Here is a 16,902-nt window from a genome sequence, read left to right as displayed (position 1 = left end):
GGATGAGACGAACGCGAAGGCGCCGATTCTCACCCAGCCGGATGACGCCGCCGCGTCCCCGGCACCGCTCAGTCAGGGGTAAACGCGGGTGGGCGGGCTCGCGGAGGCGGCGTTTCCTCCCTGGGCCCCGCCCGATCCGGCGCCCAGCGGGGAATCGAGCGTCGAGTCGGAGCTCGACGCGCGGGCAGCATCCGGCGCCGCCGCGCCGGGCGTCGGGCGCAGCGCACGCTTGAGGCGCGTCAGCCCCTGGTACAGCGCCTGCGGCATCAGGCTCATGCGCAGCAGGCGGCGGCGTTCGTCGGCGAAGACCTGGGTCTCGATCCGCTTCAGCACCAGGCGGCCGGCGAACTTGTCGCCGTACTTGATCTGGTGGTGCGCATGGGAGATGCGGAAGAAGTTGTGGAATTCCTCCATGTCCGCACCGACCTGGACCGCCTCCGGATGCGCGCGGCGCCAGGCCTCGTCGGTGTCGAAGAAGCGGTAGCGGGCCGGCGGCGCATGGCGGTTGAGCGCCCGGTCGTCACCGTCGGCGTGGTAGCAGGCGCCCGGCTTGGGATCGAAGACGATGGGGCCGGTGAACATCAGGCGGATCCAGGTGTCCAGGTCCTCGCCCAGGCGCACGCCGACCGGGAAGCCACCGACGTCCGCCAGCGCGGCCTTGTCCACCATCACCGCCGACGAGCACACCGGCGAGCCCTGCAAGGCGATGCGGTAGTAGTTCTCCGGCGTCAGCACGACGCGCGGCGCGGTCTCGGAGCTCACGCCCAGCGTGCGGCGGCCGTCCGGGGTGACGACCTCGTAGTTGGTGGCCCAGCCGACCGCCCGCGGGTACTCGAGGCGCAGGCGCCACAGCCGCTCGAGGTGGTCGGGGTACCAGGCGTCATCCGCGTCCAGGAAGGCCACCACCGGCCCCCGCGCCGACTCGACACCGAGGTTGCGGGCCGAGGACACCCCGCCGTTGGGTTGCTGGATCAGGCGCACGCGCGGATCGCGGTATCGCCGGACCAGCGCCGCGCCGCCGTCGGTGGAGCCGTCATCGACGACGACCACTTCGATGTCTCGCACGGTCTGCGCGCAGACCGAGTCGAGCGCGCGGACGATCTGCCCTTCCTTGTTGTACAGCGGGATGACGACGGACAGACGCAGGTCGTCGGACGCAGGCGCAGGGATGGACGAGGGGCTCATGGCAGTCCCGGTGGCGATCACACGCGACCGGGAGCCCGCGAGCCCGGCAAGGACGTCGGCGCTCCACGTTATTGCCGCGGGAGCTTGGATTTGCCCCGGCCTGGTGCCGGCTGCACGCCATACGCACCAAAGAGGTTAACGCCGCACCAACGCGGCGTCATGCCGCCGTTGTCCCTGAAGGACGGCTCGGCGGGCACCCCTCAGGGGGTGCCGCGGACGACGGCAGTCACGATGGCGTCACGACGGCATCGCGGCGGGGCGCGCCCGTCCCGGCGAGCCGACGCCGCCAGACGGCGGACAGCTCGAACAGCGCCATCGCGGCGCGCCCCTGCGCGGCGCGCCAGAACCACCAGGGCAACAGCACGCCGGCGGCGACGCCGACGATCAGGTGAGGCCAGGCAGCGGTGATGCCGAAACCCTTGATCAGCATGATGCGCACGCCGCTGGCGACGAGGATGTGCGCGAGGAAGATCGCCATCGACGCGCGCCCCAGCGCTGCCATCTGGCGGGCGCGGCCTTCCGTCGCCAGTCCGATGGACAGTGCGCAGACGGCCGACAGGCCCAGCGTCGCGGTCGCGAGCTTCAGCAGCTTGGGTTCGCCGAGGCCGAGCGGCAGCAAGGTCACGGTGGCGACGGCGCCCGCGACCATGCCTGCCAGCGCGAGCCGGGTCACCGCCGCGGTGCCGAGTCCGCGCGCGCCGAGCCACGCGCCGGCGGCGAAGTACAGCAGATGGCTGGCCACCAGCGCGGCGGGCATCGGCCAGTCGCGCTGCTGCAGCGCCATGAGCACCGCGCCGGTGAGCGTCAGCGCGGCGACGCCGGCCTTCGGGCGACGCCAGCACATCACGACGGCGAGCAGGCTCATCAGGAACAGCGCATAGAGGAACCAGAACTGCGCCCGCGGCGTCCAGCCGAGCGCGAGCACCTCCGCCAACGTGACGGGCTTGCTGGTCCAGCGCGACATCAGCAGCTCGATCCCGCCTTGCAGCAGCGACCACAGCACGTAGGGATAGAGGACGGTGGCCACGCGGCCGGCGAGGTAGTCGCGCGGGCCGCGCCGCGTCAGCGAGCCGACGAAGAACCAGCCCGACAGCAGGAAGAACAGCGGCATGTGGAAGCCGTAGATCGCCGAGTCCACCCTGGCGAACCACACCGGGTCCATCGCCACGCCGCCGTTGACCAGCCCGCGCGCGACGTGGCCGTACACCACCAGCAGGATGCCGAAGCCCTTGGCGATGTCGACCCAGTCGGATCGCGCCGCGTCGGAGGAGGAAAGCCGCGCCGTCGTCATCGTCGTACTGCCTTGAACGTCCTTGTACCGCTCAACGCGGGTCCAGGACCTCGCGCTTGCGCAGGCCCTGCTCCTGCTTGAGCTTCAGGTAGAAGCGGCCGCCGTCGACCATCGCCTGGAAGGCGGCCATGTCGCGCGTGCCGATCTGCACCGCCGGGTTGCCGCCGAGGATCGCGCCCGGCGGATGGGACTTCGTGACCACCGCGCCGGCGCCGACGATGGTGCCTTCGCGCAGCGTCACGCCGGGCAGGATCATCGCGCGCATGCCGACCCAGACGAAGCGTTCGATGGTGACCGGACGCAACAGGTCGACCTCGTCGTACGGGATCATCGTCGCGCCCTTGTAGCGATGCATCGAGGTCATCACCGCGACACCGGGCGCGAAGATGACGTGGTCGCCGATCGTCAGGCCACCCTGGCCGTTGAAGTAGCCGCCGCCCTCGATGTGCACGTGGTCGCCGAGCGAGATCCGCTCCGGGAAGACGAAATCGTTGCGCCCGGCGATGCCGCAGCCGTCACCGCGCGACTTGAAGGTCACCGTCGGCGTCGTCCGTCCCAGCAGACGACGCACCACGCTCGAGATCTTTCCCATGTGTCTTTCTCCGTGATTCCGGGGCGTCGTCCGCGACGCCCTCGCGCAGGCTCAAGCCGCCCGCTTCAGCTTGCGACGCAGCTTGCCCAGCACCGCGTCGCGGTCCTCGCGGCGCAGGAAGACCGTCCACAGCAGCAGCGCCGCACCGGCGCCGACGCTGCAGGTGGTCAGCGCGAGCGCGGGCCAGGACGCCGGCACCACCAGGCGCGAGACCGCCAGCGAGGCCAGGAACACCAGCGTCGCCATGCCCAGGATCGGCAGGGCCTCGCGGGCGAAGGTCCACCAGGGTCGCTGCAGGATGTGCGCGGCGTACAGCGGCGTGAACACCAGGTTGCGCAGCAGCAGCACCAGCCCGCCCGCGATGGCGATGCCGTACAGGCCCCAGGCCCTGGCCATCGCGATGGCCAGGACGAGGTTCACCACGCCGGCCACCACCTGCAGGATGCCGGGCACCTTGACGTGGTTGGTGGCCAGGCTGACGTTGTGCAGCGGCAGGTAGGCCAGGTTGAGCGCCAGATGCGCGGTCGCCAGCACCATCACCAGCCACAGCGGCGAGAACGTGGGGCCGAGCCAGACATGCAGGATGGATTCCGAGAAGCCGCAGACGATGCCGATCGGGATCGCCATCACCAGCCCGAGGTGGCGGACCGAGGCGCGCGCGTAGTCGATCATCTCGTCCAGCTTGCCCTGCGCGTGCAGCGTGAGGATGGTCGGGCCGAACACGCCCGAGACCACCAGCGCGAAATTGCGCAGCAGCATCGACCACTGCAGCACCAGCGCGTACTGCCCGCCCGCCGCGGCGCCGACGACCTTGTTGGCCACCAGCAGGTCGATGTTGATCAGCAGCAGCGTGCCGATCTGGCTGATGAAGACCCAGCCGCCGGTGCCGCCGAGTTCCTTCACCACCGGCCAGGAGAAGCCGTCCAGGCGGGGACGCAGCGTGGGCGCGAGCCGGCGCGACGCCACGATCACCACGCCGATCGTGGCCAGCGCGGCGCACAGCACGCTGGCGCCGACGTGCCAGAGCTTGGGCATCGTGAGCTGGAACAGCACCACGACGACGACGACCCGGGCGACCAGGCCCAGGATGTTGCCCAGGTTCTGCAGGTCGAAGCGGTTGCGGCTGTAGACCACCGACTGGAACGGCGTGCCCAGCGTGGTCACGGCCAGTCCGCCGACCGTGAGGAAGAACAGCCAGCCCGCGTCGCGCTCCCAGCCGGCCGGCACGTCGATCCAGTGCGCGATGTGGCTCAGCAGCGGCAGGCCCAGCACGCACATCAGCAGACCGACCAGCGCGGACGCCCACAGCGAGGAGTTGAAGATGCCGTTGGCGCGCGGCTGGTCGCCGCTGCTCATCGCCACCGTCAGGTGCCGTCCCACCGCGGCGTTCAGGCCCGCGGTGATCACGTTGAAATAGCCCGCCACCGTCACGGCGAGCGGCACCAGGCCATAGGCGGCGACGCCCAGCTGGCGCACCAGGTAGGACACCAGCCACAGCGAGACGACGATGTTCAGCGCAAAGAACGCGACGTTGCTGATCAGGTTCGCGCCGAGTTTCCCCTGCCCCACGTCAGCCCCGCGACGCTTGCGCGTTGGACGACTTCGATGCGGACGGTGCCGGCGCATCGGCACGGCGCCGCAGCGTCGCCTGCACCCGTCCCAGCGCGCGGTACAGCGGCTGCGGCAGCAGGCTCATGCGCATCAGCCGGTCGCGTTCCGCGGCGAAGGCCTGCGAGCGGCAGTCCTTCAACACCTGGCGGCCCGCGGCCTTGTCGCCCCACTTGATCTGGTGATGCGCATGCGCCAGCCGGAAGAAATCGTGGAAGGCCTCGATGTCCTGCGCCACCTGGGTCGCCTCGGGATGCGCATGCATCCAGGCCTCGTCGGTGTCGAAGAACACGTAACGCGCCGGCGGCGGGTTGCGCACCAGCGCGCGGTCGTCGCCGTCCGCGTGGTAGTAGGCGCCGGGCCGTGCGTCGAAGGCGATCGGACCCGAGAACAGCAGCCGGATCCAGGTGTCCAGGTCCTCGCCCAGCCGCACGCCGGCGGGGAAGCCGCCGACGCGCTGCAGCGCGGCCTTGTCCACCGCCACCGCGGACGAGAACACCGGCGTGCCGTGCCGCGCGATGCGGAAGTAGTTCTCCGGCGTCAGCACCAGCCGGGGCTCGGTCACGACCGACACGCCGGGCGTCAGGCCGCCGGCCAGGTCCACCACGTGGTAGTTCATCGCCCACGCGACCGTGCCCGGATAGTCCGCGCGCAGCTGCCACAGGCGTTCGAGGTGATCGGGGTACCAGGCGTCGTCGCCGTCGAGGAAGGCGACCACGTCCGCCCGCGCGAGTTCGACGGCGCGGTTGCGCGCCACCGACACGCCGGCATTGGCCTGGCGATGGAGTCGCACACGCGGATCGGTGATCGCCGCGACGATCTCGGGGCCGCGGTCCTTGGAGCCGTCGTCGATGACGACGACCTCGAAGTCCTGGAAGCGCTGCGCGAACACGGAGTCCAGCGCGCGCGCGATCTGGCCTTCCTTGTTGTAGAGCGGGATGACGACGGAAATGCGCGGAACGGACATCAGCGACGGCCCTCGCTGTACGGCGCCGCCGTGAAGTTCAGGCGCGCCATCTCGCACGAGTCCTGGATCGATCGTGTCCACGGCGGCGACGCACGGCCGCCGACGGCCAGCTTCGCGATGCGGCGCGCGGCCTCGACCGGATCGGCGGTCGCATCGCCCACGCGCCCCTCGGGCCGGTAGCCGATCTCGTCGAGGAAGTCGCCGCACTTGCGGTGGTACTCGACCAGGATGAAGGGCACGCCCGCCGTGTAGGCCAGGATGCACGCATGCAGCCGCACGCCGAAGATCGCGTCGCAGCGCTGCAGCTCGGCGTAGACCCGCTTGGGATCGTCGTCGTAGGGCAGCCGCTCCACATGCGGATAACCGTCCAGCGAAGCGATCACCTCGTCGGTCACCGCGTCGTCACCGGAGGCCGCATGCCCGTTGAACACGAAGAAACGCAGCGCGAAGCCCTCCTCCGCCAGCGCCTTCACCGTCGCCTTCACCGAGGCCACGCGGCGCTGCTCGTTCTCCAGGTTGCCCTTGCCGTAATAGCGCTCGACGTTGCACACGCTGACGCCGATCACCGGCCGGCCCGTCGGCCGCTCCGGCAGCACCGGCGCCGGCGCATCCTTCATCACGTCCAGCATCAGCAGCGCCGGGTCGAAGGCCTGGATCACCGGCGTGTCGACGTTCATCGCCTGGACGATCTCGAACGAGGCGCGGTCGCGCACGGCGATGTAGCTCATCTCGCCGATCAGCTTGCGGATCTCGCGCTCGCCGTCGGTGGACTTGAACGGACCGACCGACACGCCCGCCGCCGCGATCGACTTGCGGCCGACCTTCTGCACCAGCGACTGGCGCAGCAGGTTGACCCACAGCTCCTGCGGCGAGTGCAGCGTCGAGCCGCCGAAATACACCATGTGCCGCGCGCCCAGTCCGGACAGCGTGCGCGACAGCGTCTGCTGGCCGGGGTAGCGGCGCTCGGTCGGGATGATGGCCTGCGCGGGGCGGCTCAGCACCGGCAGCTCGGTGGCGACGAAGGCCAGGTCGCGGGCGCCCCAGTACTTGCGGCTGCCCCAGTCGGCGACGACGCAGAACACGTCGTCGCCGGTGTTGCGGTAGCCGTAGTAGCCGTTGAACAGGAAGTCGGTCATGCGGAATCCGGAGAAGTTGGGACCAGGTCGGAGGCCGTGGGGGCGGGACGGGATCGGTGGCGGAAAGGGGCGCGATGTCGTCGCGGGCGCTGGGGTTGGCGTGGGGGCGATGTGCGGGTCGGCGCGGATCGCGCTCACACCGCGGGCCGGCGGCCGCGCCGCGTGGCCGACCGCCATAGCAGCCCGGCCGCGAAGGGGATGCCGTCGACCAGGTAGCGCCGCGCCAGCCGGCCCGGCTCCTGCGTCAGGCGGTGCACCCATTCCAGGCCGCTGCGCTGCATCCAGCCGGGCGCGCGCTTCACGTCGCCAGCCACGAAGCTGAAGCTCACGCCCACGCCCAGGTACCAGGCGCGCGGCGCCAGCGGACGCAGTCTGGCGATCAGCTTCTCCTGCTTGGGCGAACCCAGCCCGATGAAGACGATCTGCGGCAGCCAGCCCGACAGCAGCGTTTCCAGCCGCGCCATCTCCTGCGGCTGCTGCTCGAAGCCGAACGGCGGACACAGGCAGCGCACGCGGCCCGCGGCCACGGCCTCGGGAATCAGGCGGGCGGCGGCGGCCTCGGCCGTGCCCTCGTTGCCGCCGATCAGCGCGATGCGCAGGCCCGCCGCGGCGGCAGCGCGCATCAGCTCGACGAACAGGTCCGAGCCGGTGAGCCGGGTGGGCAGCGGCGTGCCCTGCAACTGGCTCGCCCAGACGATGGGGCGGCCGTCGGCGGTGAAGACGGTGGCGTCGGCCACCAGCGCGCGGAAGGCCGGCTCCTGGCGCCAGCGGCGCAGGATGTCGATGTTGGGCGTCACCACCCAGCCGCCGCGGCCCGCACCGGCCTCGTCGACGATGTGGCCGCTCAGCACCGGCACCGTGGTGGCGGCGAAGGGCAGTCCGTCGACGTGGATGATCGGCAGCGCGGCGGCGCCCGCCGCGCTCGCGGGGGTCGACGTGGCGGACGATGCCGACGGGCTGGGCGTGGCGGGCGTGACGGGCGTGGGGCTCATGGGATCAGACATCTCGTTTGGTTCTCACCCAGTCGACCTGGCGCTTGACGATGAAGCGCAGGTACAGCGGAATCTTGGCCAGCAGGATGAAGGGCGCGCGGGCCAGTTCACCCAGCGTCAGGATGTCGCCGGCCCAACGTCGCTGCGCCAGCACGATGGCCAGCAGCAGCGCGACCAGGCCCAGCAGCGACAGCACGAACGGCGCCGTCCAGCCCAGCACCAGCGCCAGCAGCAGTTGGACGGCGGTCCAGCCCATCAGCAGCATGCCGAGCAGCGCCAGCGGCGGAACCAGCATGTCCATCACCTGCAGCAGCTGCGCGCCGCGTCCAGGACGCATCGACTGCCACAGCAGCTTCGGCCCTTCGCCGACCAGCATCGCCAGATGGCCGTGCTCCCAGCGCGTGCGCTGGCTGGCTTCGCCCTCGCTGCTGTTGGCGAAGACGCTGGTCACCCGTGCGTCCTCGCACAGCAGCGGCGGCGCGCCCAGCTGGGCCAGGCGCACGCCGAGCTGCATGTCCTCGGCCAGATGGCCGCTGGCCAGCGGCGCCTGCACCGCCACGTGCCACGGGAAGGCCATGCCGGTGCCGTAGAGCCCGCAAGGCAGGCCGGCCTGGTGCATGCCGCGCGGCCGCACCAGGTTCTTCACGCGCATCGCGAACTCCGCGACACGCGCCTTCAGGCCGTCGTTGGCCGCCGTCATCAGGTAGGTCGCCTGCACCGGCCGGCCGGTGGCGTGCGCCACGGCGGCGATGCGCGGCAGCAGCTGCGGGCCGAGCGTGCAGTCGGCGTCCAGCACGATCACGACGTCGGGCGCATGGCCGGTCTCCAGCGCGAGCCGCTCCAGCGCGCGCACGCCGAAGTCCAGCGCGTAACCCTTGCCGCGTTCGGTCGCATGGGTGCGCTCGACCACGGTGATGTCGAACTCGCGCGCCTGGGCGGCGGTGTCGTCGCTGCAGTTGTCGGCCACGACGACGATGCGGTCCGACGGCCCGAGCTGCGCCAGCGCCTGCATCAGCGTCGGCCGCAGGCCGCGGCCCTCGTTGTGCGCCGGCATGACGATGGCGATGCGCGGCGGCCGCTCGAACGCGGGCAGCGGGCGGCGGTCCGGCTGCAGCGCCAGCACCACCTGCCACAGCACCAGCGCCGCCGGCGTCAGCACCAGCAGGCTGATGACGAGCATCAGCGTCCAGCCCACGGCGGACACGGTGGACAGCAGCTCAGGCATGCGCACTCTCCTTCGCGCCGGAGGCGGCGCGATGAGGCGAATAGGTCTTCGCCGGAGAAGCGTACTCCTCGAACAGCGCGACCAGCTTGGCCGCCTCGCGGTCGACGTCGTGGCGCTCCAGCGCCGACGCGCGCGCGCGCTGTCCGACGCGGGCCACCTCGGCGTCGTCCAGACGCAGGCAGGCGAGCATCGCCTTGGCCAGCGCCTCGGGATCGCCGGCGGGCAGCAGCCAGCCGTTCTCGCCGTCGCGGATCAGTTCCGGGATGCCGGCGATGCAGGTGCTGACGCACGGGCGGCCCAGCGCCATCGCTTCCATGATCACGACCGGCAGGCCCTCGGCGAAGCTCGCCAGCACCAGCGCGCGCGCCTGCAGCAGTTCCTGGCGCACGGTCTCGCTCGAGATCCAGCCGGTGATGCGCACGTTGCGCTGCAGGCCGAGCTGCCTGATGCGGTCTTCGATGGTCTTGCGCAGTTCGCCGTCGCCGGCCAGCACCAGTTCGAAGTCGGGCACCTCGCGCGCGACCTGCGCGGCGGCCTCGATCAGCAGCAGGTGGCCCTTCTGCTCGGTCATGCGGCCGATGCAGATCAGGCGCCTGCCTTGCGGCGGCGGTGCCTCGACCGCATGGAATTCGGGATCCAGCCCGCAATGGACGATGCGCAGCTTGGGCCACTCGGTGTACGCGACCCAGCGCGACAGCTGGCTGCGGCAGAACGAGGTGATCGCGGCGACGAACCGCGCGCCCCGGATCTTGGCGCCCAGGTGCAGGAAGTCCGGTCGGTCGAATTCCTCCGGGCCGTGCACCGTCATGCTGTAGCCGGGACCGCCCAGCGCCTCGATCAGCATGCCGACCTCCGCCGGATTGGTGCCGAAATGGATGTGCAGGTGCTCGATCCGGGCGGCGCGCAGCACCGGCATCGCGGCGCAGGCTTCCATCAGGTAGACCAGGTGGAAGGGCCAGGGCCGGTCGGCCCGGCGGCTCATGCGCAGCGCCAGCTTGAGCGCGGAGAAGAACCGCCCCGGCGCGCGCGTCGCCTGCGCCAGCGTCGCCTTCAGCAGGCCCAGCGAGCCGTCCTTCAGCAGGTAGTGCGTGCGGGCCTTCTCGGCCTGGTCGACCGGATCGGGCGCGTCGTCGTCCCAGCCGCGGATGGCCAGGCGCAGCACGTCCAGGCCCTGCTGCTCGACCGCGAGGATCTCGCGGCGGATGAAGGTATGGCTGACCTTGGGGTAATGGTTCACCAGGTAGGCGATGCGCGGGCGCACGCCGACCGGGGGCTGGCCTTGACGGGCGGGGTCATCCAACGGCTTCGTGATCAATCGTTCCTCCAGGATTCAGCGCGGATGGGTCAGGTCGAGGCCGGCAGCAGGTCGCCGCGGGCCCAGCAATCGCCCGACGCCGTGGCACGCACCACCAGGCGCGTGCCCGCGAATTTCTCCGGCCACTCGAAGGTGACCGACTTGCCGTCCGCCAGGTCGCCGCTGTCGAAAGCGACGCCGCCCTTGGCGCCCGGATCGCCGCCGCGCACCTGCAGGCGCAGCGTCGCGCCGTTGCCGGTGCGCGCGGTCAACGTCAGCTTCTGTCCCGGTTGCGGCTTGGCCCAGGTGACCGCGGTGATGTGGCGGCCCGAGTTGTTGATGACGGCCTGGCCCGCCTTGGCGTCCTTCAGCACGACGGCCTGCGGCCAGGTCTCGAAACGCGCCTGCGCGTCGTCGCGCTCGGAGCGCCAGGCGCCGCGCATCGACAGCAGGTTCATCGGCTGGCGCAGCTCGACCGGCTTGCCGTGGCCGTCCAGCCAGCCCTTGGCCGAGCTGACGCGGCGCAGCGCCAGGCGCATGCGCTCCAGGTCGCTGGCGGCGCGGCTGTTCCACAGCTTGGCGGTGTGCAGCTTGGCGTTGCTGCCGATCTCGCAGTACACGACGAAGGGCGTGCCCACGTTGCGGTCGACGACGTAGCCGCCGTAGACCTTCAGCGCCTCGGCGATGCGGCGCAGCCGCGCGTCGTCGACCTTGGAGACGTCGAAGTCCGGCGGAAGCATCAGCAGCGCCCCTTCGGGGATGCGGCCGTTGTTGTTGTTGAGCCCGGCGTCCGCCGAGGTCGCGGGGAACACATACCCCGGGTCCGCGCTCAGCGCGTTGAAGGTCAGCGAGATCGCCAGCGCGTGACGGATCGGGCCGGCGCCCTCCTCCAGTTCATGGCGGCGCACCAGGCCGCCCATCGTCGGCACCGCGGCCGCGCGCGCCCCTGGAAGTAGTGGGCCGGATCGCCCCAGCCGCGGCCGTCCAGGCGCGTCCAGGCGTACTGCTTGGCGCACCACTGGTCGTCGACGCGGGTGAGCTTGTAGAAGGAATGGATGATGCCGGCCTCGGCATCGACGATGTCGGCGTGGCCGTCCAGGCCTTCGGCCGGATTCACGCTCGCAGGCCAGTGCGGCAGCACGACCTCGGGCTGCGTCGTCTCGGCATCCGGATCCCAGACGCCCTTCTGGCCCGGCAGACCGACCACGCGCATCGGCGGATCGTCGGGCTGGCAGACGAAGACACCGGTGGACCACTTGCCCGATTCCAGCGCCGGCGCGTAGGACGCCTTGGGGATCTCCCAATCGTCCAGCGTGGGCTCGACCGGGCGGCTGTTCCATGGCGACTGCGCCGAGAACGGCCGCAGCACCGTGCCGAAGCGGTCACCCTTGGCGGCGTCGGGCGTGCGCCTGCCCTTGGCGTCCTTGGCAGCGGGGGCATCGCCGCCCTCGCCCGCGGCCCACAGCGCCGAAGGCAACGCACCCGCCGTCAGGCTCCAGCCCGCGGCCGTGCACCAGCGTCGTCGATCCCAGGTCATCGTGTCATTCCTCCATGGTCATCGGGGACGCGAGGTCCGACGACGTGAGCGCTTCAGTGGCTGCAGTGGCTGCGGACTCGCCGGACGGCGGCGTCGCCCCACGCGCGACGATCCGCGCCGGATTGCCGACCGCGGTCGCGCCCGCGGGCACGTCGCGCAGCACGACCGACATCGCGCCGACCTTGCAGCCCGCACCCAGGCGCACGCCGCCCAGCACCTGCGCATAGGCGCCGAGCTCGACGCCGTCCTCGAGCACCGGGCACGGGCCGTCCTCGACGCGGTTGCCCAGCGTCACGCCCTGGCGCAAGGTGCAGTTCGCGCCGATGACGGTGCCCGGATTCACGAACACGCCGCCGAAATGCCAGATGCGCAGCCCCGGCCCGATGCGGCATTCCTTCGGCAGGCTGATGCCGGTGACGGTCTCGACCGCGCGGAAGGCCAGCCAGTAGAACCGCGTGTACCAGCGCCGCGCGCCGCCTTCGGGCATCGCGTCGACGCGCCGGCCGAAACGGTAGACCCGCAGCGCCCACAGCGACTGCTCGCGGCGCAGCGCGGCGGCACCGCCGCAGCGGGCCAGGTCGGCCTGCCAGTCGGCGTCCTCGCGGGCATTGCGCGGCGCACGCGGCGCGGCAGTCGGGGAATGGCGGGCGGACGTCATCTCAGACCTCCTTCAGCCGTTGGCGGCCACCGGTGCCGAAGCGCTTGGCGAGCTCGTTGAACCGGCGCTCGATCTGGAAGGTCGACACATGCGCGATCGCGAACAGCACGACCAGCAGCAGCGGTCGTTTCAAGTACTTGGTGGCCACATCGCCGCTGCCCAGCCAGGTCGCCGCCAGCGGCAGGTGCCAGATGTAGAGCGCGTAGGAGACCGTCGCGACGTAGACGAACGCGCGGCCGCCGAGCACGCGCGACAGCCGGTGCGAAGGCTGTGCCAGCAGCGAACCGACGAAGGCCGCGGCGACGTACGGCCGCAGGAAGCCCAGCGGGTTCAGACCCGGATGCGGCAGGAAGCTGCAGGCCAGCAGCGCGACGAGCAACAGCGGAACCATGCCGCGACGCGCAAGCACGTCGCGTGCCACCGCCCAGTGGCGCGAGTGCATCAGCAGCGCCAGGCAGGCGCCGGCGAGCAGGTCGTCGCAGCGGAACCAGGTGATGCTGGACGCGGTCACCTGGTGGCTCACGCGCAGCGCGGTGGTCGCCAGCAGCAGCGCCGGGAACAGCCACCAGATCGCGCGCGGACGCAGCCACAGCAGCAGCGCCGACAGCATGTAGAACTGCACCTCCAGGCACAGGCTCCAGAAGTGGTCGGTCGGCGGCACCAGCCGCTGCGGCGGCAGGTTGGCGTAGAAGAGCAGGTAGCTGAGCGCCGTCTCCAGGCTTTCCGGCTGGAACGCCCAGACCACCGCCAGGCAGATCCACGCGGCCGGCACCACGCGCAGCAGCCGCCGCGCGACGAAGGAGGACACCGTCGGCCGCTTCAGCAGCTGCCCGGTGATCAGGTAACCCGACAGGATGAAGAACAGCGCCATGCCGAAGATACCCAGCGACTCGTTCAGCGGCGTCCCGCCCACGCGCAGCGGGAACAGGTGGGTCCACAGCACCGCCAGGATGCTCACCGCGCGCACGCCGTCGAGCGCGGGCTGGCGCTCGCTGGGCCGGTGGCCCGCGGCGACGGCCAGGGCCTCGCCCGGATCGCGGTCGGGCGACGTGCTCATCGCCCCTGCTCCGCGCTGTTGAACGGCAGCGTGGGCGAGAACTCGCTGACGCGCGGCAGGGTCGCCGGGAACTCGCTGACGCGGTCATGTGGCTGCCGCGGCCGGTACTTGCTCGGCCGGATGCCCCACGGCCGGCGCTGGCGCGGATCGGCCGCGCCGGCGATGCGGCAGGCCAGCGCGCACACCACGCCCATCGTCAACCAGAAGTACCAGTTGTAGATGAGGTAGGACAGCATGTTGTCCGACAGCGAGACCAGGAAGTTGGACAGCAGCAGCGCCAGCGCGATCAGCGCCAGCAGGCCGCGCACCGGCAGCAGCGCGCGCAGCATGCGGGCGGTGGCCACGAAGATCCAGCCGTAGGCGGCGACGCCCAGCGCGCCGTACTCGAAGAACACCTGCACCACCGCGCTGTGCGCGCCCCAGCTGCGGCCGCCGGCCATCGAGAAGAAGGTCTGCGAGTGGAAGACGAAGGACTCCGCGCCGTAGCCGAAGGCCATGCGCGAGGTGGCCATCCACGACAGCGCGTCCGACCACAGCAGCTTGCGCCACGCGAAGGAATTCAGCTTGGCGTACTGCACCACCTGGTTGCCTTCGGCCAGGCCGAGCACGCGCTCGCGCACCTCGGGGATCAGCATGGAGAGCATGCCGCCGATGACCAGATAGATGAGGTATCGCCGTTCGCGGAACAGGCCGTACACGACGAAGATGAACAGCACGGAGATCCACGCGCTGCGGGTCTTGGTCGCGAACAGCAGTCCCACCAGCAGCAGCAGGTAGAGCACGACCGTCGCGGTCGCCAGGGGCCGCGGCCGGCCAGACCGCTCTTCCAGCGATAGAAGATGACGCCCACGGACAACACGAGATAGAACGCCAGGATGTTGGCGTGAGGGAACGGGCCGCCGTACCGGTTGGACGCGACTTCGAAGCCGTCCACGCTACCAGCGGTCCTGCCCAGGCCGATGTAAATCAGCGTGACAACTGCGACAGGCACCGACGACCAGGTGACCAACTTGAGCAACCTGTTCAGATCCGCTTCTTCCTTGACCAGGTAGAAGCTGACCAGGAACAGCGCCATGACCGACAGCTGGCCCAGATAGAGCCGCAGCGCCTGCACCTTGTCCGGCGAATACACCAGCCCCAGCGCCTGCACCGCCACGAAGGGCAGCCACACCATCCACGCGACGCGCGGCACGCGCTTGGGATCGCGGGCGATGATGATCCCGGCCAGCACGATGATCAGCGCGTTGAGCAGGCCGCCCAGGCCGCCGATGGCGGCGAGCCGGGTCTCCTCGAAGATCGGGTTGGCGCCGGCGCGCACCAGCAGCACCGCCAGCAGGAAGGCCTCGCGGCTGTAGAGGAACAGGAAGGCCGTGACCAGCATCAGCGGCAGCACCGCCAGCAGCGCGGGGCGGTCCGACGCCATGCCGCCGACCATCACCGTCATCAGCCCGATCGCGACCGCGCCCGCCAGCAGCCCGGCCAGCGCCAGCAGCGACATGCCGTCCAGGCCGTCGCGCCAGACGCGCCAGGCGCCCGTGATCCGTCCGACCGCGCTCATCGCCCGATCTCCCGGCGCGCGCGCGTGTCCGATCCCGTCCGAAGTCCGCTCCTCATGCCGCCGTCATCCCGTCACGTCCCGTCATCCGTCGCTCCGGCCTCAGCGCACCAGCAGCGGCCGCGTGCCCGGGGGCACCGCGGCGACCAGCTCGCGCAGGAAACCTTCCATCACCACCTGCGACTGCGCGGCGCCTTCGGCGCGGTTCAGCCGCTGCGACGCGCGCACCAGCATCCCGTCGGGGATGCGGCCGCGGAAGCCCTCGTTGAGGATGTACCAGCGCGCGGTCAGACCGTCGCCGCCATACTGCGATCCGATGCGGATCCAGTACCGCACCGACTCGTACCCGCCGCCGCCGCGACCCTCGGTCAGCAGCTGCGTCGTGGGCACCGGCTCCGCACGGCCGGCCGTGACGATCGGGGTGCCGTCGCCGATCCGGCGCACCGCGTAGCCCTGCGCCGGGTAGCAGACCTCGGGCCGATGGACCTTGACGTCCTGCCGCTGACGCTCGCCCCAGGCCAGTGCCAGCTGCACCTGCTCGCCCTGGCTGTTGACGTAGGTGCGCATCACCGTCTGGTCGTAGGGCTGCTCCTGCACCGTCTCGACGCCCTGCGAGACGTCGATCTGCGGCGTCGAGTCCTGGACCGCCTGCCAGTCGCCGAAGGCCTTGGGCACGGTCGCGTCCAGGCTGGGCGCGCCCTGCACCACCTGCAGGCGCGGCGTGGCCAGCCACGCGCCGCCGGCCGCGACGGCCATCAGCGCCACGCCGGCCAGGCAGGTGGCGACGGACAGCTTGGGCAGGCGCAGCGCCGCGGACGGCGTCGGGGGCGTCGGAGTTCCGGGAGTTCCGGGAGTGAGGGTCGTGTTCATGCCACCTCCTTGCCGCGCCAGCGGTCCCAGCGCATCGAGAAGGTGCGCAGCAGGCCGTCCACGACGACGATCAGCATCAGCGCCGTCAGGAACAGCGCCATGCCGGAGAACTCGTGCATGAAGCCCTGACCGACGTCGTCGCCGAAGTGGTAGGTCAGCAGCGCCAGGATCAGGATGCGGATCACGTTGGAGCAGTAGGAGATCGGCACGATCAGGACGGCCAGCGCGATGTTGCGGAACACCGATTCATGGCGCACCACGTTCATGTAGAGCAGGCCCAGCGCCTCGAGCGTGAACAGCGAGTTCAGGCCCGCGCACGCGTCGGCCACCATCAGCTGGTAGGGGCCGATCTGCAGGATCACGCCGGCGCGGGCCACCGGGTAGCCCAGCGCGAACATCAGGTGCTCGGCGCCCCAGGACGCGGCCAGCTTCATCGGCTGGGTGATGACGTCGACGATGGACGCCGGCAGCGGCACCGCGAACAGCAGCAGGAAGAACGCGAACCAGTAGCGGCGCGCGAGCGCGGGGCCCGCCAGGATCAGCGCCAGCCCCAGCAGGACCGGCAGCAGCGAGCCCAGCTCCAGCAGCGCGATCGACTGGGAGCGCCCCAGCACGTACGCGGCCAGGCCCAGCACCAGCACCGACCAGCCGGCCAGCGGCGCGGGGCGCACCACGAAGGTCTCCCCTGCGAGGCCAGGCGGCGGGTCTGGAAGTAGAAGTACCAGGCCGACAGCGCCAGCACGATCGGACCGTGGGAGTTGCGGTCGCCGCGCCAGGGGCCGTGGATGAAATCGATGATGGTGGGCACGTACAGCAGCGCCAGCCCGACGGCCAGCGCCAGCAGCGCCAGCCGGTTGAGCGCCCAGAAACCGCGGCCCGGCCCGGGGCCTGCGCGGTCACCCGAGCGGAGGAACAGATTGCTTGCCATGACTTTC

The 16,902-nt window shown here is 71.0% G+C and carries 18 protein-coding genes; all 18 read right to left on the bottom strand.

Annotation, left to right across the window (positions count from 1 at the left end; all coding sequences use genetic code 11):
- Nucleotides 1-72: 72 nt before the first annotated feature.
- Entirely contained in the window at nt 73-1,185 is a 1,113-nt protein-coding gene (locus tag ACQ86G_RS12910) for a glycosyltransferase family 2 protein (RefSeq protein WP_431260924.1), read from the bottom strand.
- Nucleotides 1,186-1,411: 226 nt separating this feature from the next.
- A complete protein-coding gene (locus ACQ86G_RS12905) occupies nt 1,412-2,476 on the bottom strand; it encodes an acyltransferase family protein (RefSeq protein WP_431260923.1) in 1,065 nt (354 codons plus the stop codon).
- Between the two features lie 31 nt (nt 2,477-2,507).
- Nucleotides 2,508-3,068 (bottom strand): acyltransferase, encoded by a 561-nt coding sequence (locus ACQ86G_RS12900; RefSeq protein ID WP_431260922.1) that lies wholly within the window; start codon nt 3,066-3,068, stop codon nt 2,508-2,510.
- 51 nt (nt 3,069-3,119) lie between these two features.
- A complete protein-coding gene (locus ACQ86G_RS12895; protein ID WP_431260921.1) occupies nt 3,120-4,637 on the bottom strand; it encodes a lipopolysaccharide biosynthesis protein in 1,518 nt (505 codons plus the stop codon).
- Nucleotide 4,638: 1 nt separating this feature from the next.
- A complete protein-coding gene (locus ACQ86G_RS12890; protein ID WP_431260920.1) occupies nt 4,639-5,643 on the bottom strand; it encodes a glycosyltransferase family 2 protein in 1,005 nt (334 codons plus the stop codon).
- Nucleotides 5,643-6,779 (bottom strand): polysaccharide pyruvyl transferase family protein, encoded by a 1,137-nt coding sequence (locus ACQ86G_RS12885; protein WP_431260919.1) that lies wholly within the window; start codon nt 6,777-6,779, stop codon nt 5,643-5,645. The genes ACQ86G_RS12890 and ACQ86G_RS12885 overlap by 1 nt, the downstream gene beginning before the upstream one ends.
- 134 nt (nt 6,780-6,913) lie before the next feature.
- A complete protein-coding gene (locus tag ACQ86G_RS12880; protein ID WP_431260918.1) occupies nt 6,914-7,771 on the bottom strand; it encodes a WecB/TagA/CpsF family glycosyltransferase in 858 nt (285 codons plus the stop codon).
- Between the two features lie 4 nt (nt 7,772-7,775).
- Entirely contained in the window at nt 7,776-8,996 is a 1,221-nt protein-coding gene (locus ACQ86G_RS12875; RefSeq protein WP_431260917.1) for a glycosyltransferase family 2 protein, read from the bottom strand.
- Entirely contained in the window at nt 8,989-10,257 is a 1,269-nt protein-coding gene (locus ACQ86G_RS12870; RefSeq protein ID WP_431261396.1) for a glycosyltransferase family 4 protein, read from the bottom strand. Before ACQ86G_RS12870 ends, ACQ86G_RS12875 begins: the two co-directional genes overlap by 8 nt.
- 83 nt (nt 10,258-10,340) lie before the next feature.
- On the bottom strand, nt 10,341-11,210 hold the full coding sequence (locus tag ACQ86G_RS12865; protein ID WP_431260916.1) for a hypothetical protein: 870 nt from the start codon (nt 11,208-11,210) through the stop codon (nt 10,341-10,343).
- Nucleotides 11,135-11,827 carry a hypothetical protein gene (locus tag ACQ86G_RS12860; protein WP_431260915.1) on the bottom strand — a complete coding sequence of 231 codons (693 nt, stop codon included), beginning with the start codon at nt 11,825-11,827 and terminating at the stop codon, nt 11,135-11,137. The genes ACQ86G_RS12865 and ACQ86G_RS12860 overlap by 76 nt, the downstream gene beginning before the upstream one ends.
- A 4-nt stretch (nt 11,828-11,831) precedes the next feature.
- Nucleotides 11,832-12,485: a serine acetyltransferase gene (locus tag ACQ86G_RS12855; protein WP_431260914.1), complete on the bottom strand. Its 654-nt coding sequence runs from the start codon at nt 12,483-12,485 to the stop codon at nt 11,832-11,834.
- A gap of 1 nt (nt 12,486) precedes the next feature.
- Nucleotides 12,487-13,542 (bottom strand): acyltransferase family protein, encoded by a 1,056-nt coding sequence (locus tag ACQ86G_RS12850; RefSeq protein ID WP_431260913.1) that lies wholly within the window; start codon nt 13,540-13,542, stop codon nt 12,487-12,489.
- Complete coding sequence (locus tag ACQ86G_RS12845; RefSeq protein ID WP_431260912.1) at nt 13,539-14,258, bottom strand: O-antigen ligase family protein; 720 nt, start codon at nt 14,256-14,258, stop codon at nt 13,539-13,541. The genes ACQ86G_RS12850 and ACQ86G_RS12845 overlap by 4 nt, the downstream gene beginning before the upstream one ends.
- Complete coding sequence (locus ACQ86G_RS12840) at nt 14,171-15,100, bottom strand: hypothetical protein (protein WP_431260911.1); 930 nt, start codon at nt 15,098-15,100, stop codon at nt 14,171-14,173. The genes ACQ86G_RS12845 and ACQ86G_RS12840 overlap by 88 nt, the downstream gene beginning before the upstream one ends.
- A gap of 99 nt (nt 15,101-15,199) precedes the next feature.
- Nucleotides 15,200-15,967, bottom strand: coding sequence for an exosortase C-terminal domain/associated protein EpsI (locus ACQ86G_RS12835; RefSeq protein ID WP_431260910.1), 768 nt, complete (start codon nt 15,965-15,967; stop codon nt 15,200-15,202).
- A complete protein-coding gene (locus ACQ86G_RS12830; RefSeq protein ID WP_431261395.1) occupies nt 15,964-16,581 on the bottom strand; it encodes an archaeosortase/exosortase family protein in 618 nt (205 codons plus the stop codon). Before ACQ86G_RS12830 ends, ACQ86G_RS12835 begins: the two co-directional genes overlap by 4 nt.
- Nucleotides 16,506-16,895 carry an archaeosortase/exosortase family protein gene (locus ACQ86G_RS12825; RefSeq protein WP_431260909.1) on the bottom strand — a complete coding sequence of 130 codons (390 nt, stop codon included), beginning with the start codon at nt 16,893-16,895 and terminating at the stop codon, nt 16,506-16,508. Before ACQ86G_RS12825 ends, ACQ86G_RS12830 begins: the two co-directional genes overlap by 76 nt.
- Between the last annotated feature and the right edge of the window lie 7 nt (nt 16,896-16,902).

The sequence above is a fragment of the Roseateles chitinivorans genome (genome assembly GCF_050632145.1).
Taxonomy (GTDB): Bacteria; Pseudomonadota; Gammaproteobacteria; order Burkholderiales; family Burkholderiaceae_C; genus Roseateles; species Roseateles chitinivorans_B.
This window is presented reverse-complemented; position numbering and strand designations above follow the sequence as displayed.